General features: G+C 65.8%; 19 protein-coding genes. 16 read left to right on the top strand and 3 right to left on the bottom strand.

The genetic code is table 11. The annotated features are described in order from the left end of the window. Positions 1-8: 8 nt before the first annotated feature. The 12 genes from nuoE to C665_RS07505 all read left to right on the top strand — a co-directional run bounded on the left by nuoE (position 9) and on the right by C665_RS07505 (position 12,707). Positions 9-488: an NADH-quinone oxidoreductase subunit NuoE gene (nuoE, locus tag C665_RS07560; protein WP_004304491.1), complete on the top strand. Its 480-nt coding sequence runs from the start codon at positions 9-11 to the stop codon at positions 486-488. Between the two features lie 11 nt (positions 489-499). Next, positions 500-1,804: an NADH-quinone oxidoreductase subunit NuoF gene (gene nuoF / locus C665_RS07555; RefSeq protein ID WP_004304489.1), complete on the top strand. Its 1,305-nt coding sequence runs from the start codon at positions 500-502 to the stop codon at positions 1,802-1,804. Beyond that, on the top strand, positions 1,798-4,137 hold the full coding sequence (gene nuoG / locus C665_RS07550) for an NADH-quinone oxidoreductase subunit NuoG (protein WP_004304487.1): 2,340 nt from the start codon (positions 1,798-1,800) through the stop codon (positions 4,135-4,137). Before nuoF ends, nuoG begins: the two co-directional genes overlap by 7 nt. After that, the gene (nuoH, locus tag C665_RS07545) at positions 4,137-5,186 is read left to right on the top strand and encodes an NADH-quinone oxidoreductase subunit NuoH (protein ID WP_012585170.1); all 1,050 of its coding nucleotides are present in this window, start codon (positions 4,137-4,139) and stop codon (positions 5,184-5,186) included. The genes nuoG and nuoH overlap by 1 nt, the downstream gene beginning before the upstream one ends. 7 nt (positions 5,187-5,193) lie before the next feature. Next, positions 5,194-5,679, top strand: coding sequence for an NADH-quinone oxidoreductase subunit NuoI (nuoI, locus tag C665_RS07540; RefSeq protein ID WP_004304483.1), 486 nt, complete (start codon positions 5,194-5,196; stop codon positions 5,677-5,679). A 33-nt stretch (positions 5,680-5,712) separates the two neighbouring features. After that, a complete protein-coding gene (locus C665_RS07535; protein WP_004304481.1) occupies positions 5,713-6,318 on the top strand; it encodes an NADH-quinone oxidoreductase subunit J in 606 nt (201 codons plus the stop codon). 63 nt (positions 6,319-6,381) lie between these two features. Beyond that, positions 6,382-6,687 carry an NADH-quinone oxidoreductase subunit NuoK gene (gene nuoK / locus C665_RS07530; RefSeq protein WP_004304479.1) on the top strand — a complete coding sequence of 102 codons (306 nt, stop codon included), beginning with the start codon at positions 6,382-6,384 and terminating at the stop codon, positions 6,685-6,687. Between the two features lie 12 nt (positions 6,688-6,699). Next, positions 6,700-8,727, top strand: coding sequence for an NADH-quinone oxidoreductase subunit L (gene nuoL, locus C665_RS07525; RefSeq protein WP_004304477.1), 2,028 nt, complete (start codon positions 6,700-6,702; stop codon positions 8,725-8,727). Positions 8,728-8,801: 74 nt separating this feature from the next. Further along, complete coding sequence (locus tag C665_RS07520) at positions 8,802-10,283, top strand: NADH-quinone oxidoreductase subunit M (protein WP_004304475.1); 1,482 nt, start codon at positions 8,802-8,804, stop codon at positions 10,281-10,283. Positions 10,284-10,331: 48 nt separating this feature from the next. Next, positions 10,332-11,801 carry an NADH-quinone oxidoreductase subunit NuoN gene (gene nuoN, locus C665_RS07515; RefSeq protein ID WP_004304473.1) on the top strand — a complete coding sequence of 490 codons (1,470 nt, stop codon included), beginning with the start codon at positions 10,332-10,334 and terminating at the stop codon, positions 11,799-11,801. Positions 11,802-11,808: 7 nt separating this feature from the next. Next, on the top strand, positions 11,809-12,141 hold the full coding sequence (locus C665_RS07510) for a DUF2818 family protein (RefSeq protein ID WP_004304471.1): 333 nt from the start codon (positions 11,809-11,811) through the stop codon (positions 12,139-12,141). After that, complete coding sequence (locus tag C665_RS07505) at positions 12,138-12,707, top strand: NUDIX domain-containing protein (RefSeq protein WP_004304469.1); 570 nt, start codon at positions 12,138-12,140, stop codon at positions 12,705-12,707. Before C665_RS07510 ends, C665_RS07505 begins: the two co-directional genes overlap by 4 nt. A gap of 31 nt (positions 12,708-12,738) precedes the next feature. Here the strand turns inward: C665_RS07505 and C665_RS07500 are convergent, their stop codons facing one another. Further along, positions 12,739-14,019, bottom strand: a complete 1,281-nt coding sequence (locus C665_RS07500; RefSeq protein ID WP_004304467.1) for a GNAT family N-acetyltransferase — start codon at positions 14,017-14,019, stop codon at positions 12,739-12,741. Positions 14,020-14,315: 296 nt separating this feature from the next. On the opposite strand from C665_RS07500, the gene C665_RS07495 reads away from it, so the two are divergent. Then, positions 14,316-15,944, top strand: coding sequence for an NAD+ synthase (locus C665_RS07495; RefSeq protein WP_004304465.1), 1,629 nt, complete (start codon positions 14,316-14,318; stop codon positions 15,942-15,944). 16 nt (positions 15,945-15,960) lie between these two features. Further along, the gene (locus C665_RS07490; protein WP_004304463.1) at positions 15,961-16,299 is read left to right on the top strand and encodes a P-II family nitrogen regulator; all 339 of its coding nucleotides are present in this window, start codon (positions 15,961-15,963) and stop codon (positions 16,297-16,299) included. 17 nt (positions 16,300-16,316) lie between these two features. On the opposite strand, the gene C665_RS07485 is transcribed toward C665_RS07490, so the two are convergent. Together C665_RS07485 and trxB are read right to left on the bottom strand one after the other, a co-directional pair. After that, positions 16,317-17,423: a Smr/MutS family protein gene (locus tag C665_RS07485; protein WP_004304461.1), complete on the bottom strand. Its 1,107-nt coding sequence runs from the start codon at positions 17,421-17,423 to the stop codon at positions 16,317-16,319. 8 nt (positions 17,424-17,431) lie between these two features. Then, positions 17,432-18,385: a thioredoxin-disulfide reductase gene (gene trxB / locus C665_RS07480; protein WP_004304459.1), complete on the bottom strand. Its 954-nt coding sequence runs from the start codon at positions 18,383-18,385 to the stop codon at positions 17,432-17,434. A 269-nt stretch (positions 18,386-18,654) separates the two neighbouring features. Here trxB and C665_RS07475 point away from each other — a divergent pair, with 269 nt between their 5' ends. Next, positions 18,655-19,326 (top strand): Crp/Fnr family transcriptional regulator, encoded by a 672-nt coding sequence (locus tag C665_RS07475; RefSeq protein ID WP_004304457.1) that lies wholly within the window; start codon positions 18,655-18,657, stop codon positions 19,324-19,326. Between the two features lie 110 nt (positions 19,327-19,436). Continuing rightward, positions 19,437-21,728, top strand: a complete 2,292-nt coding sequence (locus C665_RS07470) for a DNA translocase FtsK (RefSeq protein WP_004304455.1) — start codon at positions 19,437-19,439, stop codon at positions 21,726-21,728. Positions 21,729-21,850: the final 122 nt, after the last annotated feature.

Below are 21,850 nucleotides of genomic sequence, written 5' to 3'. Positions count from 1 at the left end.
AAGACGACATGCTGAGCCAGGAATCGCTGCAAGAGATCGATCGAGAGATCGCCAAGTATCCGCCCGATCAGACGCAGTCTGCGGTCATGGCCGCGCTGCGGATCGCGCAGGTCGAGAAGGGCTGGCTGCCCAAGGAACTCATCGAGTTCGTGGCCAGGTACCTCGGCATGCCGCCGATCGCCGCCTTCGAGGTCGCGAGCTTCTACAACATGTACGACCTCGCGCCGGTCGGACGGCACAAGATCACCGTGTGCACGAACCTGCCGTGCGCGCTGTCCGGCGGCGTCCATGCGGCGGACTACATCAAGGAAAAGCTCGGCATCGACTTCAACGAGACCACGCCCGACGGCAAGTTCACGCTGAAGGAAGGCGAGTGCATGGGCGCCTGTGGCGACGCCCCGGTGCTGCTGGTGAATAACCATCACATGTGCAGCTGGATGACCACCGAGAAGATCGACCAGATGCTGGCCGAGCTGGACAAGAAATGAGCACGCAAGGAATGATCCTCGCCGGCTGCGACGGCGACCGCACCTGGCGGCTCCAGGACTACGTCGCCCGCGGCGGTTATTCGGCGCTTCGCAAGATCCTCGCCGAGAAGATACCGCAGGACGCGATCATCGCCGAGCTCAAGACCTCGGTGCTGCGCGGTCGTGGCGGAGCGGGCTTCCCGACCGGACTGAAGTGGAGTTTCATGCCGCGCTCCTTCCCGGGCGACAAGTACCTCGCGTGCAACTCCGACGAGGGCGAGCCGGGGACCTTCAAGGACCGCGACATCCTGCGCTACAACCCGCACAGCGTCATCGAGGGCATGGCCATCGCCGCCTACGCGATGGGTGCCGCGCGGGGTTACAACTACATCCACGGCGAGATCTTCGAGACCTACTCGCGCTTCGAGGAGGCGCTTGCGGAGGCCCGCGAGGCCGGTTTCATCGGCCGCAACATCCTCGGCAGCGACTTCTCCTTCGAACTCTTCGCGCATCACGGCTACGGCGCCTACATCTGTGGCGAGGAGACCGCGCTGCTCGAGTCGATCGAGGGCAAGAAGGGCCAGCCGCGCTTCAAGCCGCCTTTCCCGGCGAGCTACGGCCTCTATGGCAAGCCGACCACGATCAACAACACCGAGACCTTCGCGTCCGTCCCGTTCATCATGAACATGGGCGGCGAGGCCTTCCTGAACCTCGGCAAGCCCAACAACGGCGGCATGAAGCTCTTCTCGGTCTCGGGCCACGTCAATCGCCCGGGCAACTACGAGATCCCGCTCGGCACGCCCTTCGCCGAGCTGCTCGAGATGGCTGGCGGCATGCGCGGCGGGCGCAAGATCAAGGCGGTCATCCCTGGTGGTTCGTCCGCTCCGGTCGTTCCCGGCGGCGTGATGATGGACTGCACGATGGACTACGACTCGATCTCCAAGGCGGGATCGATGCTCGGTTCCGGCGCGGTCATCGTGATGGACGAGACCACCTGCATGGTCAAGGCCCTCGAGCGACTGTCCTACTTCTACTTCGAGGAGTCCTGCGGCCAGTGCACGCCCTGCCGCGAGGGCACCGGCTGGCTGTACCGTGTGGTGCATCGCATCGAGCACGGTCTTGGCCGCCCGGACGACCTCGACCTGCTGAACTCGGTGACGACCAACATCATGGGCCGCACGATCTGCGCGCTCGGTGACGCCGCCTCGATGCCGGTGCAGAGCTTCGTGAAGCACTTCGGCAGCGAGTTCGAATACCACATCGAAAACAAGAAGTGCCTCGTGCCGCCCGAAGTGCAGCGCGCTGGCAGTCAAATCTACGTGAGCCCGTCATGCTAGAGATCGAAATCGACGGCAAGCAGGTCCAGGTCAACGACGGCAGCACGGTGATCGAGGCTGCAGCGGTTGCCGGGTCCTACATTCCGCACTTCTGTTACCACAAGAAGCTGTCCATCGCGGCTAGCTGTCGGATGTGCCTGGTGCAGGTCGAGAAGGCGCCCAAGCCGCTGCCCGCCTGCGCGACACCCGTTACCAATGGCATGAAGGTATGGACGCACTCCGAGCTCGCCGTGAAGGCGCAGAAGGGGGTGATGGAGTTCCTGCTGATCAACCACCCGCTCGACTGTCCGATCTGTGACCAGGGCGGCGAGTGCCAGCTGCAGGACCTCGCAGTGGGCTACGGTTCGACCGCCTCGCGCTACCAGGAAGAGAAGCGCGTGGTGTTCAACAAGAACCTTGGCGCGCTGGTGTCGACCGACATGACGCGCTGCATCAACTGCACGCGCTGTGTTCGCTTCACCACCGAGATCGCCGGCGAGATGGAGCTCGGCCAGGCCTTCCGCGGCGAGCATGCGGAGATCATGCCCTTCATCGAGAAGACGGTCGATTCCGAGCTCTCCGGCAACATCATCGACCTCTGCCCGGTCGGTGCGCTGACCTCGAAGCCTTTCCGCTTCGCCGCTCGTACCTGGGAGCTCTCGCGCCGCAAGTCGGTGAGCCCGCACGACTCCCTCGGCGCCAACCTGATCGTCCAGACCAAGCACGACGTGGTGAAGCGCGTGCTGCCGTTCGAGAACGAAGACGTCAACGAGTGCTGGCTGTCCGACAAGGACCGCTTCTCCTACGAGGCCCTGTCCAGCGAGCAGCGCCTCGGCGCGCCGATGATCCGCCAGGGCGGGCAGTGGAAGCAGGTCGATTGGCAGGCCGCCCTCGAGTTCGTCGCCACCGGCCTGCGCGGCGTCGAGCGCGATCATGGTGCCGCCTCGATCGGCGCGCTGGCCTCGCCGCACGCCACGGTCGAAGAGCTCTACCTGCTGCAGAAGCTGATGCGCGGGCTCGGTAGCGAGAACATCGATTTCCGCCTGCGCGAGGTCGACTTCCGTGCCGACGGCAAGCGCGCCGGCGCTCCGTGGCTGGGGATGCCGATCGCCGGCGTCAAGGATCTGACCCGCCTGCTCGTGGTCGGCAGCTTCCTGCGCAAGGATGCGCCGCTGCTGGCGCAGCGCGTGCGCCAGGCCGCAAAGAAAGGCCTGCACGTCAGCGCCATCGGCCCGAACGCCGAAGAGTGGTTGCTCCCGGTGCGCAACCGCGCGCTGGTCGCGCCTTCGGCGATGGTGGCCACGCTCGGCCAGGTCGTGGTCGCGCTGGCGAAGGAGAAGGGCGCCGAGGTCAGCGTCGCGCTGCTCGGCAAACTGCCCGAGACAGTGAGCGATGAAGCGCTCGCCATCGCGCAGAGTCTCGCCAGCGGCCGCAAGGTTGCGGTTTGGCTCGGCAATCTCGCCGTCCAGCACGCCCGCGCTTCCGAGCTGCAGATGCTCGCGCAGGAGATCGCGCGCCTCACCGACGGTAGCTTCGGCTTCATCGGCGAGGCTGCCAACAGCGTCGGCGGCTATCTTGCCGGCGCGGTTCCCGGCGCGGGTGGCCTGAACGCCGCCGCGATGATCGAGCAGCCACGTGCGGCCTACGTGACCCTGAACCTTGAGCCCGATCTCGACCTTGCCAATCCGGCGGCGGCGATGGCTGCGCTCGACGGTGCCCAGCTCGTGGTGGCGCTCACAAGCTTCGACTCGCCGTCGCTGCGGCAGGTGGCCGACGTGATGTTGCCGATCGCCCCCTTCACCGAGACCTCGGGCACCTTCGTGAACTGCGAGGGCCGCGCGCAGAGCTTCACCGCGGTGGCCAAGCCCTTCGCCGATGTCCGTCCGGGCTGGAAGGTGCTGCGCGTGCTCGGTAACCTGCTCGCGCTCGAGGGTTTCGCCCACGCCGACTCCGAGGCCGTGCGTGCCGAGGCGCTCGCGGGTGATCTCGCCAGCCGGTTGGACAATGGCGTGGAAGGTATCGTGGTCTCTTCGGCTACCGGTCCGGCAGGCGTGCTCGAGCGTGTAGCCGACGTGCCGATCCACTTCGCCGATCCGATCGCGCGCCGCGCCCCGTCGCTGCAGAAGACGCGCGACGCAGCGGCACCCACGGCGCGAATCGCGCCGGCAACGCTCGCGGCGCTCGGCCTCGCGGCCGGGGACCGTGTGCGCGTGGCACAGGGTACGGCGAGCGTGGAACTCGTGGCCCAGGCGGATGATGGATTGGCTGCAGGATGCGTGCGCGTCGCCGCCGCGCATCCCTCGACCGCGGCGCTCGGCGCGATGAGCGGTGATCTCAGCGTGGAGCGTGCGTGATGGAAGCGATGCTGCAACCCGTGGCGGATTTCTTCGGCCCCTCCTGGACGGCCATCTGGACGCTGCTCAAGATCGTCGCGATCATCGCGCCGCTGATGATTTGCGTCGCCTACCTGACGCTCGCCGAGCGCAAGGTCATCGGCTACATGCAGGTCCGCATCGGCCCTAACCGGGTCGGTCCGAAGGGCCTTCTGCAGCCGATCGCCGACGGCATGAAGCTGCTGTTCAAGGAGATCATCGTTCCGAGCGGGGCCAGCAAGGGCCTCTTCATCCTCGGTCCCATCCTGGCGATCGCGCCCTCGCTGGCAGCCTGGGCAGTGGTGCCCTTCGACGACGGCCTGGTGCTCGCGGACGTCAATGCCGGTCTGCTCTTCCTGCTCGCCATCACTTCGATGGAGGTGTACGGGGTGATCGTCGCAGGTTGGGCGTCGAACTCGAAGTATCCCTTCCTCGGTTCGATGCGTGCCGCGGCGCAGATGGTGTCCTACGAGGTGTCGATGGGTTTCGCGCTGATCTGCGTGCTGCTCATCTCGGCCAGCCTCAACCTCACCGACATTGTCATGTCGCAGAACGAAGGCCGCTTCGCTGACATGGGCCTGGGCGTCCTGTCGTGGAACTGGATCCCGCTCTTTCCCATGTTCGTGGTGTACGTGATCTCGGGCATCGCCGAGACCAACCGCGCGCCCTTCGACGTGGTCGAAGGCGAGGCCGAGGTGGTCGCGGGGCACATGGTCGAGTACTCGGGCATGACCTTCGCGCTGTTCTTCCTCGCCGAATACGCGAACATGATTCTGGTGTCGATCCTGACCTCGATCCTGTTCCTCGGTGGCTGGCTGTCGCCCGTGGGCTTCCTGCCTGACGGTTTCCACTGGCTGGCGGTCAAGACCGCGTTCATCCTGCTGCTGTTCCTGTGGGCGCGAGCCACCTTCCCGCGCTTCCGCTACGACCACATCATGCGTCTAGGTTGGAAGGTGTTCATCCCGGTCACCCTCGTGTGGCTGTTCGTGGTGACCGTGTGGATGATGTCGCCGCTGTCGATCTGGAGTTGAGAAGACCATGGGTGCCAAGGATTACATCGGCAGTCTGTTCCTGAAGGAACTTGTCAAGGGCATGGCTCTGACCGGACGGCATTTCTTTCAGCGCAAGATCACCATCCTCTTCCCGGAAGAGAAGACGCCGCAGAGCAACCGTTTCCGTGGCCTGCACGCGCTGCGCCGCTACCCGAACGGCGAGGAGCGCTGCATCGCGTGCAAGCTGTGCGAGGCGATCTGCCCGGCAATGGCGATCACGATCGAGTCCGATCAGCGTGACGACGGATCGCGCCGCACGACGCGCTACGACATCGACCTGACCAAATGCATCTTCTGCGGCTTCTGCGAGGAAGCCTGTCCGGTGGATGCGATCGTCGAGACTCGCGTGCTGGAGTACCACGGAGAGCAGCGCGGCGATCTGTACTACACGAAGCAGATGCTGCTCGCGGTGGGGGATCGACACGAGTCGCAGATTGCGGCAGACCGCCAACAGGACGCCAAGTACCGCTAAGGGGAGGGCGCCTCGGCGCCACGAGTCAAGAACATGGAATTCAAGACCTTCGTCTTCTACTTTCTCGCCGCGATCATGGTGCTCGCGGCGCTGAGGGTGATCACCGCGCGGAACCCGGTACACGCCGCGCTCTTCCTCGTGCTCACCTTCTTCAACGCTGGCGGTCTCTGGCTGTTGCTGCAGGCCGAGTTCCTCGCGGTCACGCTCGTGATGGTGTATGTCGGCGCGGTGATGGTGCTCTTCCTGTTCGTGGTCATGATGCTCGACATCAACCTCGACCGTCTGCGTGAAGGCTTCTGGAGCTATCTCCCGGTGGGAGCCCTGGTGGGCATCCTGATGCTGGTCGAGATGGTGATGGTGCTCGGCGGCGGCTACTTCGGTCTCGAGGCGATGCCTGCGCCCGCTCCGGTTGCCGCGGACTACAGCAACACCCGCGAACTCGGCCGCGTTCTCTACACCGATTATGTGTATGCCTTCGAACTCGCCTCGCTCGTGCTGTTGGTGGCGATGGTCTCCGCAGTGGCGCTGACCTTGCGCAAGCGCAAGGGGCTGAAGTCCATCCCGCCGTCCGAGCAGGTCGCCGTCAGGCGCGAGGGCCGGGTCGAGCTGGTGAAGATGCAGGCCGAGAAAGACGACTGACAACGTACGCGAACAAAACAAGAACCGCGCCGGCAGGCAGCCGGCGCGATCAGGGGGTCACTGATGCTTTCGCTTTCCCATTTCCTCATCCTGGGCGCGATCCTGTTCGCGATCAGCGTGGTCGGGATCTTCCTCAACCGGAAGAACCTGATCGTGCTGCTGATGGCCATCGAGCTGATGCTGCTCTCGGTCAACATGAACTTCGTTGCGTTCTCGCATTACCTCGGCGACATCGCCGGCCAGGTCTTCGTTTTCTTCATCCTCACCGTGGCGGCGGCCGAATCGGCGATCGGCCTCGCGATCCTGATCGTGATGTTCCGCAACATGCGCACGATCCACGTGGATGATCTGGACAGCCTCAAGGGTTAAGGAAGCGTCACGATGTCGGACATGAAAGCAATCTATCTCCTCGTGCCGCTGGCGCCGCTGGCGGGAGCGATCCTCGCAGGCCTGTTCGGAAAGCAGATCGGGCGTGCCGGGGCGCATGTGGTCACGATCCTTGGTGTGGCGATCGCCTTCGTGGCCTCGCTCTTCATCTACCAGGATGTGGCGGCCGGAAACACCTTCAACGGCACCGTATATACCTGGATGCAGGCGGGTGGCATCGACTTCGAGGTCGGTTTCCTGATCGACTCGCTGACGGTGATGATGATGCTGGTCGTTACCTTCGTGTCGCTGATGGTGCACATCTACACCATCGGCTACATGTCGGAAGATCCGGGCTACCAGCGCTTCTTCAGCTACATCTCGTTGTTCACCTTCTCGATGCTGATGCTGGTGATGTCCAACAACTTCCTCCAGCTCTTCTTCGGCTGGGAGGCGGTTGGCCTGGTGTCCTACCTGCTGATCGGCTTCTGGTACGAGCGTCCGACGGCAATCTACGCCAACATGAAGGCCTTCCTGGTCAACCGCGTGGGCGACTTCGGCTTCCTGCTCGGCATCGGCCTCGTCGCCGCCTATGCCGGCAGCCTCGACTACGCTGAGGTTTTCGCCAAGGCGAAGGAACTCTCCGTGACCGAGATGGCGGTGACCGGCTGGCCGCTGCTCACCGCGATCTGCATCTGCCTCTTCATCGGTGCGATGGGCAAGTCCGCCCAGGTGCCTCTGCACGTGTGGCTGCCCGACTCGATGGAAGGCCCGACCCCGATCTCCGCGCTGATCCACGCGGCGACCATGGTGACCGCGGGCATTTTCATGGTGGCGCGCATGTCGCCGCTGTTCGAGCTGTCCGACACCGCGCTGTCCTTCGTCCTCGTGATCGGTGCGACCACCGCGCTCTTCATGGGCTTCCTCGGCATCGTGCAGAACGACATCAAACGCGTCGTGGCCTACTCGACGCTGTCGCAGCTCGGCTACATGACGGTCGCGCTCGGCGTCTCGGCCTACTCGGCCGCGGTCTTCCACCTGATGACGCACGCCTTCTTCAAGGCGTTGCTGTTCCTCGGCGCCGGCTCGGTGATCATCGGCATGCACCACGATCAGGACATGCGCAACATGGGCGGCTTGCGCAAGTACATGCCGATCACCTGGATCACCTCGCTCCTGGGTTCGCTTGCGCTGATCGGTTTTCCGTTCTTCTCGGGCTTCTACTCCAAGGACTCGATTATCGAAGCGGTGCATTCCTCGACGATCGCGGGCTCGGGCTATGCGATGTTCTGCGTGCTCCTCGGGGTGTTCATCACCGCGTTCTACTCCTTCCGGATGTACTTCCTCGTGTTCCACGGCGACGAGCGCTTCGGCAAGGCGCATGATCACGCACATCACGATCATCACGGCGACCACGACGACGAGGAACCCTCGGCGGATCATCACCACGGCCTGGCGCCGGGGCAGAAGCCGCACGAGTCGCCCTGGGTGGTGACCCTGCCGCTGGTGCTGCTGGCGGTGCCCTCGGTCCTGATCGGCTTCTTCACCATCGACCCGATGCTGTTCGGCGAGTGGTTCAAGGGTGTGATCCTCGTCGGCGACAACCACGTCGGCCTGCGGGAGCTCGCAGCCAACTACCATGGCCCGGTCGGCATGGCGATCCACGGTCTCCAGACGGCGCCGTTCTGGCTGGCGATGGGCGGAGTCGCGCTTGCCTGGTTCTTCTACATGAAGCGTCCGGATATCCCGGCGGCGATCCAGCGCACCTTCAAGCCGATCCACACGCTGTTGGAGAACAAGTACTACTTCGATCGCTTCAACGAGATCTTCTTCGCGGCAGGTGCGCGTCTGCTCGGACGCGGCCTGTGGAAGGCGGGCGATCAGGCCCTGATCGATGGTGTCGCGGTGAACGGCTCCGCGCGCCTGGTGGGCTGGGTGGCGCAGATGTCGCGCCTCTTCCAGACGGGTCACCTGTACCAGTACGCCTTCATGATGATCATCGGCGTGTTCGTGCTGCTCACCTACTGGTTCAACCGGGGCTGAGACGGGCACGCAGGGACGGAAACACATAACAAGATCGAACGCGCCGCTCGCGGCGCACTGAACGGAAAGCAACGATGACGGACATTCCTCTCCTCAGTCTGGCGATCTGGGTACCGATTATCGGTGGCCTGCTGGTGCTCGCGACCGGCTCGGATCGCAACGCTCCGCTGGCGCGCATGCTCGCCTTGGCGGTCGCCGTGGCTGGCTTCGTCGTGACGATTCCGCTCTACACGGGCTTCGACGTCGGAACCAGCGCGATGCAGTTCGTGGAACTGCAGTCCTGGGTGCCGCGCTTCAACATCAACTACCACCTCGGCGTCGATGGCATCTCGGTGCTGTTCGTGCTGCTCAACTCCTTCATCACCATCATCGTGGTGGCGGCGGGCTGGCAGGTGATCGAGACCAAGGTCGCGCAGTACATGGCCGCGTTCCTGATCATGTCGGGCCTGATGAACGGCATCTTCTCGGCGCTCGACGCGGTGCTGTTCTACGTGTTCTTCGAAGCCTCGCTGATCCCGCTCTACCTGATCATCGGCATCTGGGGTGGCGCCAACCGGGTGTACGCCGCGATCAAGTTCTTCCTCTACACGCTGTTCGGTTCCCTGCTGATGCTGATCGCGCTGCTCTACCTGTTCATGCAGTCGGGCGGTAGCTTCAGCATCCTCGACTGGCACCAGTTGCCCCTGCCGATCGAGCCGCAGATCCTCATCTTCCTCGCCTTCCTGATCGCTTTTGGCGTCAAGGTGCCGATGTGGCCGGTGCATACTTGGCTGCCCGATGCCCACGTCGAGGCACCCACCGGCGGATCGGTTGTACTTGCCGCGATCGCCCTGAAGCTCGGCGCTTATGGCTTCCTGCGCTTCTCCCTGCCGATCGTGCCCGACGCGGCGAACGAGCTCGCGCCGCTGGTGATCACCCTGTCGCTGATCGCGGTTGTGTATATCGGCTTCGTCGCGCTGGTACAGGCCGACATGAAGAAGCTCGTGGCCTACTCGTCGATCTCCCACATGGGCTTCGTGACCCTGGGCTTCTTCATGTTCAACAGCCTCGGCGTCGAGGGCGCTCTGGTGCAGATGATCTCTCACGGCTTCGTTTCGGGCGCGATGTTCCTGTGCATCGGCGTGCTCTACGACCGCCTGCACTCGCGCCAGATCGCCGACTACGGTGGCGTGGTGCACACCATGCCGAAGTTCGCAGCCTTCTTCATGCTCTTCACGATGGCCAACTCTGGCCTGCCGGCCACCTCCGGTTTCGTCGGCGAGTTCATGGTGGTGCTTGGGGCCGTGCAGTACAACTTCTGGATCGGCTTCGTCGCCGCCACCACGCTGATCCTCGGCGCTGCGTATTCGCTCTGGATGTACAAGCGGGTGGTGTTCGGCAAGGTGGCCAACCCCCATGTCGCCGAGCTCGAGGACATCAACGGCCGCGAGTTCGCCTTCCTTGCGGTGCTGGCGGCGTGCGTGCTGGCGATGGGCCTGTATCCCTTCCCCTTCACCGAAGTGATGCACGCCTCGGTCAATGAACTCCTGCGGCATGTTGCCGTGAGCAAGCTCTGAGCGCTGCCCGGCGCGAGCGCACGAGACACTTTACGGACTGGTCAGAAGATGAATTTCGTCGTCCCCGACTTCTACCCCGCAGCGGCCGAGATCTTCGTGGCCGTGATGGCCTTGGTGATCATGCTGGCGAGTACCTTCGCGCGCAGCGTCGCTCGCAACTTGGCTTATCTGCTTACTCAGGCGACCCTGATCGCCGCGGCCTTCATCACGATCTTCACGATGGAGGGGGAGGTGGTCCATACCTTCAGCAATCTGTTCATCAGCGATCTGCTGGGTGACGTGCTGAAGCTGATGATCTATTTCTCCACCGCGATCGCGCTGCTGTACGGGCGTGGCTACCTCGCCGACCGGAAGATCGACAAGCCCGAGTACTACCTGCTCGCGCTGCTGATGACGCTCGGCATGATGGTGATGGTCACGGCCAACCACATGCTGCCGATGTACATCGGCCTCGAGATGATGTCGCTAGCGCTGTATACGATGGTGGCGTTCGATCGCGACTCGGCGCGCTCGACCGAGGCGGCGATGAAGTACTTCGTACTCGGCGCGCTGGCTTCGGGCCTGCTGCTGTACGGCATGTCGATGGTGTATGGCGCGACCGGTACGCTCGAGTTCTCGGGTGTGGCGCAGGCGCTCTACAACCAGACCGCCAACCAGACCGTGCTGATGTTCGGCGTCGTGTTCCTGGTCGCGGGTATCTGCTTCAAACTCGGCGTTGTGCCCTTCCACATGTGGGTGCCCGACGTCTATCAGGGCGCGCCCACCGCAGTGACGCTGGTGATCGCCACGGCGCCCAAGCTCGCCGCGTTCGCGATGGCGGTGCGCCTGCTGATCTGGGCGCTGTTCGACATCGCCGAGGAATGGCAGATGATGCTGATGCTGGTGGCCGCAGCCTCGATCGTGCTCGGCAATCTGGCCGCGATCGCGCAGCAGAACATCAAACGCATGCTGGCCTACTCGGGTATCTCGCACATGGGCTTCATGCTGCTCGGCCTGCTCGCGGGCGTGGTAGAGGGCGACCGTCACTTTGCGCTCAACGCCTACAGCTCGGCGATGTTCTACGCGATCTCTTACGTGATCATGAGCCTGGCTTCGTTCGGCATGCTGATTCTGCTGTCGCGTGCAGGTTTCGAGGCCGAGAACATCGACGATTTCAAGGGGCTCAACAAGCGCAGTTCGTGGTACGCGCTGATGATGCTCTTCGTGATGTTCTCGATGGCGGGTGTGCCCTTCTTCATCGGCTTCTTCGCCAAGTTGTCGGTGCTGCAGGCGGTGGTCGCGGCCGGGTACTTCTGGCTGGCGGTGCTGGCGGTGGTGATGTCGGTGATCGGTGCCTTCTACTACCTGCGCGTGGTCAAGGTGATGTATTTCGACGAGCCGGTCGACTCCTCGCCGATTCATGCTGCGCCCGAAGTGCGTGTGATGCTCTCGGCCAACGGTCTTGCGATCGCGGCCCTCGGCCTCGCCCCGCAGGCGCTGATGTCCTTGTGCGCGTTCGCGCTGCTGCGTTCGCTCTGATCCAGCGGTGGGTGCGGACGCCAGCATCTTCCTGCTGTTGGCCATCGCCTTCACGATGGCCAACCTGCCCTTCGTCTTCGACCGCATCTTCCTCATCCGCAAGCCGCCAGCCGGGGTTCGCAAGGGGCTCGGCTGGCGGTTTGCCGAACTGCTCGTGCTGTATTTCGTGGTGGGTGGGCTCGCAGCATCGATCGAGGCGCAGTCCCACGGTCGGGTGTATGGGCAGGGCTGGGCGTTCTACGCGACCACCTTCTGTCTCTTTGTGGTGTTTGCCTTTCCGGGCTTCACTTGGGCCTACCTGTGGCGTTCGGCGCGCCGGACATCCGAGGTAGGTGCGTGAGCGGGCTCGAGCGGGACGCGCTACATGAGTACACCCTCGATAGCGAGTCGGTTTTCGACGGTGCACTGCTCAAGGTGTGGCGAGACCGCGTCGAATTGCCGGACGGCAGCCGCAGCGTGCGCGAGTACATCCGCCATCCCGGCGCTGTGGTCGTGGTCGCGCTGGAGGAGAGCGGGGCGCTGGTGTTCGAGCGGCAGTTCCGCTATCCGCTGCAACGCGCCTTCCTCGAGTTGCCTGCCGGGAAAATCGACGCCGGCGAGGACATCCTGGCCTGCGCGCAGCGCGAACTGCGCGAGGAAACCGGCTTCGCCGCTGCGAATTGGGAATATGTCGGGGTGATGCACCCGTGTATCGGCTACTCGGACGAGCGCATCGAAGTCTTCTTCGCCCACGAGCTCTCGCAGGTGGGGGGGGCGCTCGATGACGGCGAGTTTCTCGAAGTGCTGAGCCTGCGTGCGGACGAGGTGGAGCAGGCCATCCGGATCGGACGCATCACCGACGCGAAGACCATCACCGCTTATTACCTTGCGTTGCCGCATATCCAGGCGCGTCTGCGGGGACGCTAGCGCGCTTCGCCGCCGGGTCGCGCTTCTCTCTTCACTGCCGGCGCGAACCCCGCTGGGGCTCCCCGGCTCCTGCTGCGCCGGTCTCGATGCCGCCGGGTCCCTTCTCGCGAAGGAATGGGCTGTGCTCCGCCAGTTCGTCGAGATAGTGCCCCACGCCCGCACGCTCCCTTGCCAGCCAATCGTCGACCGCGCCGCGAAAGCGCGGATCCGCGAGCCAGTGCGCGGAGAAGGTACGCACCGGGAGCAGACCGCGGGCGAGCTTGTGCTCCCCCTGTGCGCCGCCCTCGAAGCGGGTCAGACCATGCTCGATGCAGTATTCGATGGCCTGGTAGTAGCACAGCTCGAAGTGCAGGAAGGGCAGGTCCTCGACGCAGCCCCAGTAACGCCCGTACAGCGCCTCGCGATCGCACAGGAAGAAGGCGGCGGCGATCGGCTGGGTGTCGCGGCGAGCCACCAGCAGACGGACGGCCTCGGGCATGCTGTGCGCGAGCCGCACAAAAAAATCTGCTGCGAGATAGGGCGTGGAGCGGTGCTGCGCGTAGGTGTTGGCGTAACAGTGCGCGAAGAACGCCCAGTCCTCGTCCCGCGCTTCATGCCCGTCCAGCCACTGCAGATCCAGACCGTGTGCGGCTGCGCGGCGGCGTTCCTGGCGGATCTTCTTGCGCTTGGCGCCGGACAGGCTGGCGAGGAAATGCTCGAAGTCGGCCCAGCGCCGCTGCCGGACGGAGATAGGCGCGCTGGATTCCGCGGGCGTCGGCTCGGTCTCGGTGGAGGCGGGTGGATTTCTCCAATGGAACTGCACGTCCTCGCGGATCATTAGCCCGGCGGCCTCGAGCAGCGGGCGCTCGCGATCGAGCGGGAAAAGCAGGTGCAGCGACGACAGCCCGCTCTCCAGCGCCTTCGCGAGCAGGGCGGCGAGCAGTTCCCGGCGTGCGCCGTCGTCGTGGCCGAGCAGGCGTGGCCCGGGGATGGGCGTGAAGGGCACGGCCGCGAGCCACTTCGGGTAGTAGTCGAGGCCGTGGCGCTGGTAGGCCTCGGCCCAGGCCCAGTCGAAGACGTACTCGCCCCGGGAATGCGTCTTCACATAGAGCGGCATGGCCGCGCCCAACGTGCCGCCGCGCCACAGGGTGGCGTGCGCGGGCGTCCAGCCGCTGCGCCCGCCCACGCAGCCGCTCTCTTCGAGGGCGTGCAGGAAGGCGTGGCGGATACAGGGCGCGGCGCTTGCGCAGCTCGCGTCGACCAGGGCATCCCACTGGCGTGCGTCGATACGGGCGATGCGGGGGATGAAGTGGAATCCGTCGGGCTGGCTCATGGTGGCTGGGGCAGGGGGCGCAGCTGCCTGTTTTTTGTGCAGTGCGACGATACGTTGCCGCGACAGCGACTTGCAAGCGCTATCCACGCCTTGTCCACAGGCTTGCGCACCCGGGCTGTGGGTTTGTACGCGGGCATCCACGGTCGCGCTGCGCTCGCGAGACGGCCGCACGGTTCGAGTCGGGGCAAACCATCGCGTAGCGGAGCGCGCTTGGGCGCGAGAGCGTGCTCAGGCGCGCGGTCCGGCGCACGCAGAGCCTGTCGTGGAGCTTCGCCGAAGCGGTATAGTTCCGCTCCATGAACGCACATGCCCAAGCCCCCGTTTCCATCGCTGTCGCCCAGCTCAACCTGACCGTGGGCGATCTGGTCGGCAACGCCGACCACATCATCGCCGCGCTCGACGACGCACGCGCGGCCGGCGCGCAACTGCTGCTCACGCCCGAGCTTGCGCTGTCCGGGTATCCGCCCGAGGACTTGCTGCTGCGACCGGATTTCTATCGCGCCTGCGCGCGTGAGGTCGAACGCATCGCCGCTGCTGCGCGGGGGGTCACGGTGGTGCTTGGCCACCCGGTGGAGGACGGCGGCGAGCGCTACAATGCGGCCTCGGTGTTGCGCGACGGCGCGGTGCTGACGCGCTATCACAAGAGCCTGCTGCCCAACTACGAGGTCTTCGACGAGGAGCGCTACTTCGAGGCCGGCGGCACGGCTTGCGTGTTCGAGTGCGCTGGCGTGCGCTTCGGGGTGAACATCTGCGCCGACGTCTGGGAGCGCGGTCCCGCGGAGGCCGCGCGGGCGGCCGGGGCGCAGGTTCTGCTGGCGCTCAACGCTTCGCCCTACCACATGAACAAGCAGGCTCAGCGCCTGGAGGTGCTGCGCGCGCGCGTGGCCGAGACCGGCCTGCCCGTGCTGTACTGCAACATGGTGGGCGGCCAGGACGAGTTGGTCTTCGACGGCGCCTCCTTCGCGCTCGACGCCGGCGGCGCGGTCGGGCTGCAACTCGGCAGCTTCGTCGAGCGCGTCGCGATCGTCGACTACGCCTCGGGCGGTTGGTCGGGCGGTGAGCACGTTCCTGCGCGGACGCTCGAGGCCGAGGTGTACGAGGCGCTGCGCATCGGGGTGCGCGACTATCTCGCCAAGAACCGTTTCCCGGGCGCGATCATCGGCCTGTCGGGCGGGATCGACTCGGCGCTGACCCTGGCGATCGCGGTCGATGCGCTCGGCGCCGACAAGGTGCGTGCGGTGATGATGCCTTCGCCCTACACCGCTCAAATGAGCCTCGACGACTCGCGCGACATGGTGGCGCGCCTGGGCGTGCGCTATGACGAGATCGCGATCGAGCCGGCGATGAAGGTCTTTGCCGAGCTGCTTGCCGACCAGTTTGCCGGCCTGCCCGCCGACACCACCGAGGAGAACCTGCAGGCGCGCATCCGCGGCATGCTGCTGATGGCGCTGTCGAACAAGACCGGCGCGATCGTGCTCACCACCGGCAACAAGAGCGAGATGGCCACCGGCTACGCCACGCTGTACGGCGACATGGCCGGCGGCTTCGCCGTGCTCAAGGACCTCTACAAGACCTTTGTCTTCCGCCTGTCGAACTGGCGCAACACGGTGAGCCCGGTGATCCCGCAGAACATCATCGACCGACCGCCCTCGGCCGAGCTCAAGCCCGACCAGAAGGACCAGGACAGCCTGCCGCCCTACGACATGCTTGACGCCATCATCCAGGCCTACATGGAGCGCGACGAGTCGCCGCGCGACATCGTCGCCGCGGGCTTCCCCGAGGGCGAGGTGCGGCGCGTGGTGGGTATGCTCAAGCGCAACGAGTACAAGCGCCGCCAGGCCCCGGTGGGCATCCGTGTGACCCAGCGCGGTTTCGGCAGGGATTGGCGTTATCCGATAACATCCCGCTACCAGGACGAATTCTGAAAGAGGAGCAAGCCGGATGAAGAAGATCGAGGCGATCATCAAGCCGTTCAAGCTGGACGAGGTGCGCGAGGGCCTGTCCGAGGTGGGGATCACGGGCCTGACGGTGACCGAGGTCAAGGGTTTCGGCCGCCAGAAGGGCCACACCGAGCTCTATCGCGGTGCTGAATACGTGGTCGACTTCCTGCCCAAGATCAAGGTCGAGGTCGTGCTTGCCGATGACATCGTCGACCAGGCGGTGGAGGCGATCGTGAAGGCCGCGCACACGGGCAAGATCGGCGACGGCAAGATCTTCATCACGCCGGTGGAGCAGGTCATCCGCATCCGCACTGGCGAGACCAACGAAGCGGCGATCTGATATTCGGGCGGCGGGACTCAGGCGGGTAACGGCATTCGGGCGCGCGGCGCGGCGTTCTGCGCGCGCAGCAGCACCAGCAGGGCGCCGCCGCCGCCATCGTGGGGGCCGGCCTGGCAAAAGGCGAGGATCTCCTCGCGCTGCGCCAGCCAGCCGCGCGACAGCTGTTTCAGGATCGACACCTTCCCGGGCGAGCCGTGGCCCTTGCCGTGGATCACCCGGATGCAGCGCTTGCCCTGGGCAAGCGCGTCGTGCAGGAAGTTCGCCAGCGCGGCGCGCGCCTCGTCGCGGGTGAGGCCGTGGAGGTCGATCTGGCCCTGCAGCACCCAGCGCCCGCGGCGCAGATCGGTCAGCACCCGGCGCGGCAGCCCGGTCCGCAGGAAGGCCGCCTCGTCGCCCATGTCCAGGCGATCCTCGAAGGTGAGCGGTGCGGCGAGCGATTCGCCGAGCGCCGCGCGCTCGTCCTCCTCGCGCTTGAGCGGCGCAGGTGCCGGCTGCGGGCGCTCCAGCTCCACGCGGTTGCGGTCGGTGACCGGGCGGGCATTGCCCACTACCGCAAGAAAGAGCGCTGCCGGATCGCTGACGTCGGCGTCCGCGGGCAGCACGATCGCGTCGGGTCGCAGCGCCGGCGCGGGATGCGTACCGCCTGCATGGCGGGCGTGGTGACGCAGCGGTGTGTCGAGCGCCACTCGGCCGGTATCCCTCAGCGGCATCACGCCCTCGTAGGCCGCGCGTAGCGGGTCGGTCTCGGGTCGCGCACGGACGGGCTCCTCGGTTTCCTCGTCCTCCACGGCTTGCGTGCGCGGCCGCGGGGCAGGGCGGGGGCGGTGGATCTCGACGCGGTCCGTGCCGCGCACCGGGCGCACCGCGCCGACGCTGCGCCGGAAGAGCTCGAGCGCCTCCGCGTCGGGCTCCTGTGCACGATCGGCACCGGCGCTGGAGGAGTCTTCCTCAAGCGGGTGGCGGATACGCTTCGCCGGGGCGGGCGACGACACGGGTGCCGGGAGCGCGCGCTGCTGCAGCTGCTTGCGCAGGGCTGCGAAGGGCGAGGCGGGCTTCGGCACCGCGCCCTGCGCGTCGCGTCCTGGGGTGCCGGCCGGACCCGGCGCGGGAGCGCGGCGGCTCATCGGCCTGCTCAGACGCCGAGGGCGTCGAGGTAGCGTTCGGCGTCGAGTGCGGCCATGCAGCCGGTGCCGGCCGAAGTCACCGCCTGGCGGTAGATGTGGTCCTGCACGTCGCCGGCAGCGAACACGCCGGGAACGCTTGTCTGCGTCGCGTTGCCGTTGCGCCCGCCCTGGGTGACGATGTAGCCGCCCTCCATCTCGAGCTGGCCTTCGAAAATGTCGGTGTTGGGCTTGTGGCCGATGGCGATGAACACGCCCTGCAGCGCCACCTCCCGGGTGGCGCCGTTGTTCACGCCCTTGATGCGCATCCCCGTCACGCCGGTGTTGTCGCCCAGCACCTCGTCGAGCGTGGCATTGAGCGCGAGCTCGATCCTGCCGGCGGCGACCTTCTCCATCAGCTTGTCGATCATGATCTTCTCGGCGCGGAACTTCTCGCGGCGGTGCACCAGGGTGACCTTTCTCGCGATGTTGGCGAGGTAGAGCGCCTCCTCGACCGCGGTGTTGCCGCCGCCGATCACCGCGACGTCCTGGTTGCGGTAGAAGAAGCCGTCGCAGGTGGCGCACGCCGACACGCCGCGCCCGGCGAATTTTTCCTCCGAGGGCAGGCCGAGGTACTTGGCGGTGGCGCCGGTGGAGATGATCAGCGCATCGCAGGTGTATTCGCCGCTGTCGCCGATCAGGCGGAAGGGCTTCTCGCCCAGCTTCACGGTGTGGATGTGGTCGAAGATCATCTCGGTGTTGAAGCGCTCGGCGTGCCTCTGGAAGCGCGCCATCAGGTCCGGACCCATCACGCCGTCTGCATCGGCCGGCCAGTTGTCGACCTCGGTCGTGGTCATGAGCTGGCCGCCCTGGGCGAGGCCGGTGATCAGCACCGGGTTCAGGTTGGCGCGCGCGGCATAGACGGCGGCGGTGTAGCCGGCGGGGCCGGAGCCGAGGATCAGCAGACGGGCGTGTTTGGTGGTCATGGACGAGGCTTCCTGCGGGTGGATTGCGAGGCGCCGATTATAGCGGAGGGGGCGGCGGGGGTTGGAGGTGGTCGCCGGAGTCCGGGCGCTCGCGCGTGATTCCGATGGGGAGACGCGCGTTCCTGTCTGTGGTGCAGCGACACGCATCGAATTCCCGCTGGATGCGGAAAGTGTGATCTCCGTCACGAAATCGAGAATAAGCCCGGGGTGATCGTATAAACTTGAAAATGCATGTTTCAACTGTTCCACTCCTCGTGCCTGGAGCGCGCATGACCCAAGCCACCGCCGTTTCCGTCGTCGCCCTGAAGACCTTCCCGCTGTTCCATGGCCTGTCCGACGAGTCGTTGGCCAGCATCGCGCGCGTGTCGATGATGCGTCGCTTCCCCCGCGGGCAGTCCGTGGTGTGCGCGGGCGACCGTCCCGACTACGTCTATCTCGTGCTCACCGGCAGCCTCAAGGTCGTGGTGAGCGACGAGGACGGCCGCGAGGTAATCCTGTCCATCCTCGGCCAGGGCGAGCTCTTCGGCGAGATGGGCATGTTCGACGAGCGGCCGCGCTCGGCCTCGGTGATCGCCGTGGTGCCGGCCGATCTGGTGCTGATCTCCAAGCAGGATTTCCGCCGCATCATGCAGGACAGCTTCGACGTGTCCTGGCGCATCATGTGCAACCTCGCCGAGCGCCTGCGCAACGCCGATCGCAAGATCGAGAGCCTCGCGCTCATGGATGTCTACGGCCGTGTTGCGCGCCTGCTGATCGAGATGGCCGAGGACGTCGGTGGCCAGTCGGTGGTGGTCCGGCGCATCTCCAAGCAGGACATCGCCAAGATGATCGGCGCCTCGCGCGAGATGGTGAGCCGGGTGATGAAGGACCTCGGCCAGCAGGGTCTGATCGAGGAAGGGCCCGACGGCATCCTGTTGCGTGAGCGCCTCAACGACGTGTGAACGCGCGCTCGCCGCTCGGCCGTTTGTGAGCATCCGCAAGCGCGGCGGCGGGGTGGGGACCGATCCCGTATAATCCGGGGTTGTTCCACTCTCCCTGCGGCCGCAACGCAATGCTGTCTCGTTCGTCCTCCCGTTCCCAGCCGCTGCCCGAAAAGATCTCGCTGTTGCTGCAGGAGGCCCGCTGGCTGATCCTCGGCGTGGTCTCGCTCTACGTCGGCATGATCCTCGTCGGCTACAGCGAGTCCGACCCAGGCTGGTCGCACGCCTCCGACGTCACCCGCGTTGCCAATCCGGGCGGGCGTTTCGGCGCTTGGCTGGCGGACCTCCTGCTCTATCTCTTCGGCATTTCCTCGTGGTGGTGGGTGGTCTTCCTCGGCTACAGCCTGCTGTGGGGTTTCCGCCGCCTCAAGAACAGGCTCGAGCTCGACCACCGCTCCTTCATCTTCGTGATGATCGGCTTCTTCGTGGTGCTGATCACCAGCAGCGCGCTCGAATTCCTGCGTTTCCACTCCCACGGTGCGGCGCTGCCGCTCGAGCCCGGCGGCTTGATCGGCATGGAACTCGCCCAGTTCGTGCGGCGCAGCTTCGGCTTCACCGGCGGCACGCTGCTGCTGCTCGCGCTGCTGGCCACGGGGCTGTCGCTGTTCACCGGGGTGTCGTGGCTGGCTCTGATGGAGCGCATCGGTCTTGGCATCGAGCAGGCGGTGCTCGGCGTGCAGCAGGCCTGGCTGCGCTGGCAGGACCGCCGTGTGGGTCGCGAGGTGGCGCACAAGCGCGAGGAGGTGGTGCAGACCCGGCGCAAGAAGGTCGAGAAGGCCGAGCCCGCGCCGCTGCGCATCGAGCCGGCGGTGGTCGCCGTGACCAAGTCCGAGCGGGTGGAGAAGGAGCGCCAGCAGACCCTGTTCCAGGATGCGGCCGAGGGCGTGATCCCGCCGGTGGCACTGCTCGATCCGGCCAGCGGTGGCGTGGAGCCGCCTTCGCCCGAATCCCTCGAGTTCACCTCGCGCCTGATCGAGACCAAGCTCGCCGACTTCGGCGTCGAGGTCAAGGTGCTCGCCGCCTACCCCGGCCCGGTGATCACTCGCTACGAGATCGAGCCGGCAACCGGGGTCAAGGGCAGCCAGGTGGTGAACCTTGCCAAGGACCTCGCGCGCGCGCTGTCGCTGGTGTCGATCCGCGTCGTCGAGACCGTGCCGGGCAAGTCCTGCATGGCGCTCGAGCTGCCCAACCCGAAGCGGCAGATGGTGCGCCTGTCGGAGATCATCGGTTCCAAGGTGTACCAGGACGCGCATTCGCCGCTTACCGTGGTGCTCGGCAAGGACATCGGTGGCCAGCCGGTGGTGGCCGACCTGGCCAAGATGCCACACCTGCTGGTGGCGGGTACGACGGGCTCGGGCAAATCGGTCGGCATCAACGCGATGATCCTGTCGCTGCTCTACAAGAGTGAGCCCGATCGGGTGCGCTTGATCATGGTCGACCCGAAGATGCTCGAGCTGTCGATCTACGAGGGCATCCCGCACCTGCTCGCACCCGTCGTCACCGACATGAAGCACGCCGGCAACGCGCTCAACTGGTGCGTGGCGGAGATGGACAAGCGCTACAAGCTGATGGCGGCGGTGGGCGTGCGCAACCTCGCCGGCTTCAACAAGGCCGTGCAGGAGGCGCGCAAGGCCGAGCAGCCGCTCACCAACCCATTCTCGATCAGCCCCGAGAACCCGGAGCCGCTCGAGCCCTTGCCCTACATCGTGGTGGTGGTCGACGAGCTTGCCGACATGATGATGGTGGTCGGCAAGAAGGTCGAGGAGCTGATCGCCCGCCTGGCGCAGAAGGCGCGCGCCGCCGGCATCCACCTCATCCTCGCCACCCAGCGCCCTTCGGTTGACGTGATCACCGGCCTGATCAAGGCCAACGTACCCACGCGTATCGCTTTCCAGGTCTCCAGCAAGATCGACTCGCGCACCATCCTCGACCAGATGGGCGCCGAGACCCTGCTCGGCATGGGCGACATGCTCTACCTCGCGCCCGGTACCGGGCTGCCGGTGCGCGTGCACGGTGCCTTCGTCGCCGACGACGAGGTGCACAAGGTGGTCGACCACCTCAAGAAGATCGGTCCGCCCGACTATATCGAGGGCATCCTTTCCTCGGCCGAGGACGATGTCGACGCCGCGCTCGGCAGTGGCGGGGAAGGCGATGACGGCGAGTCGGACGCGCTCTACGACCAGGCCGTGGAGATCGTGGTGAAGACGCGCCGGCCCTCGATCTCGCTGGTGCAGCGCCACCTGCGCATTGGCTACAACCGCGCCGCGCGCCTGATCGAACAGATGGAGCGCGCCGGCCTGGTGTCGCCGATGGGCAGCAATGGCAACCGCGAAGTGATCGTGCCGGCCAAGGAGAGCGAATGATCCAGTTCAACACGCGACCGGCCGCGCTGCTGCGCGGCGTGGCGGGCGTCGTGCTCGCGCTGGCGGCCCTGGGCGCCACGGCGGCGGGTGGCGTGCAGCAGCTGCGCGACTTCGTCGCCGGC

The sequence above is a fragment of the Thauera aminoaromatica S2 genome, from assembly GCF_000310185.1.
GTDB lineage: Bacteria > Pseudomonadota > Gammaproteobacteria > Burkholderiales > Rhodocyclaceae > Thauera > Thauera aminoaromatica.
The sequence above is the reverse complement of the archived record's forward strand: the minus strand, read 5'-3'. Positions and strand labels throughout refer to the sequence as shown.

Excerpts from the sequence above, each read along its gene's own strand:
- nuoE (WP_004304491.1), top strand. The coding sequence starts at position 9 with ATGCTGAGCCAGGAATCGCTGCAAGAGATCGATCGAGAGATCGCCAAG.
- nuoF (WP_004304489.1), top strand. The coding sequence starts at position 500 with ATGATCCTCGCCGGCTGCGACGGCGACCGCACCTGGCGGCTCCAGGAC.
- nuoG (WP_004304487.1), top strand. The coding sequence starts at position 1,798 with ATGCTAGAGATCGAAATCGACGGCAAGCAGGTCCAGGTCAACGACGGC.
- nuoH (WP_012585170.1), top strand. The coding sequence starts at position 4,137 with ATGGAAGCGATGCTGCAACCCGTGGCGGATTTCTTCGGCCCCTCCTGG.
- nuoI (WP_004304483.1), top strand. The coding sequence starts at position 5,194 with ATGGGTGCCAAGGATTACATCGGCAGTCTGTTCCTGAAGGAACTTGTC.
- C665_RS07535 (WP_004304481.1), top strand. The coding sequence starts at position 5,713 with ATGGAATTCAAGACCTTCGTCTTCTACTTTCTCGCCGCGATCATGGTG.
- nuoK (WP_004304479.1), top strand. The coding sequence starts at position 6,382 with ATGCTTTCGCTTTCCCATTTCCTCATCCTGGGCGCGATCCTGTTCGCG.
- nuoL (WP_004304477.1), top strand. The coding sequence starts at position 6,700 with ATGTCGGACATGAAAGCAATCTATCTCCTCGTGCCGCTGGCGCCGCTG.
- C665_RS07520 (WP_004304475.1), top strand. The coding sequence starts at position 8,802 with ATGACGGACATTCCTCTCCTCAGTCTGGCGATCTGGGTACCGATTATC.
- nuoN (WP_004304473.1), top strand. The coding sequence starts at position 10,332 with ATGAATTTCGTCGTCCCCGACTTCTACCCCGCAGCGGCCGAGATCTTC.
- C665_RS07500 (WP_004304467.1), bottom strand. The coding sequence starts at position 14,019 with ATGAGCCAGCCCGACGGATTCCACTTCATCCCCCGCATCGCCCGTATC.
- C665_RS07495 (WP_004304465.1), top strand. The coding sequence starts at position 14,316 with ATGAACGCACATGCCCAAGCCCCCGTTTCCATCGCTGTCGCCCAGCTC.
- C665_RS07490 (WP_004304463.1), top strand. The coding sequence starts at position 15,961 with ATGAAGAAGATCGAGGCGATCATCAAGCCGTTCAAGCTGGACGAGGTG.
- C665_RS07485 (WP_004304461.1), bottom strand. The coding sequence starts at position 17,423 with ATGAGCCGCCGCGCTCCCGCGCCGGGTCCGGCCGGCACCCCAGGACGC.
- trxB (WP_004304459.1), bottom strand. The coding sequence starts at position 18,385 with ATGACCACCAAACACGCCCGTCTGCTGATCCTCGGCTCCGGCCCCGCC.
- C665_RS07475 (WP_004304457.1), top strand. The coding sequence starts at position 18,655 with ATGACCCAAGCCACCGCCGTTTCCGTCGTCGCCCTGAAGACCTTCCCG.
- C665_RS07470 (WP_004304455.1), top strand. The coding sequence starts at position 19,437 with ATGCTGTCTCGTTCGTCCTCCCGTTCCCAGCCGCTGCCCGAAAAGATC.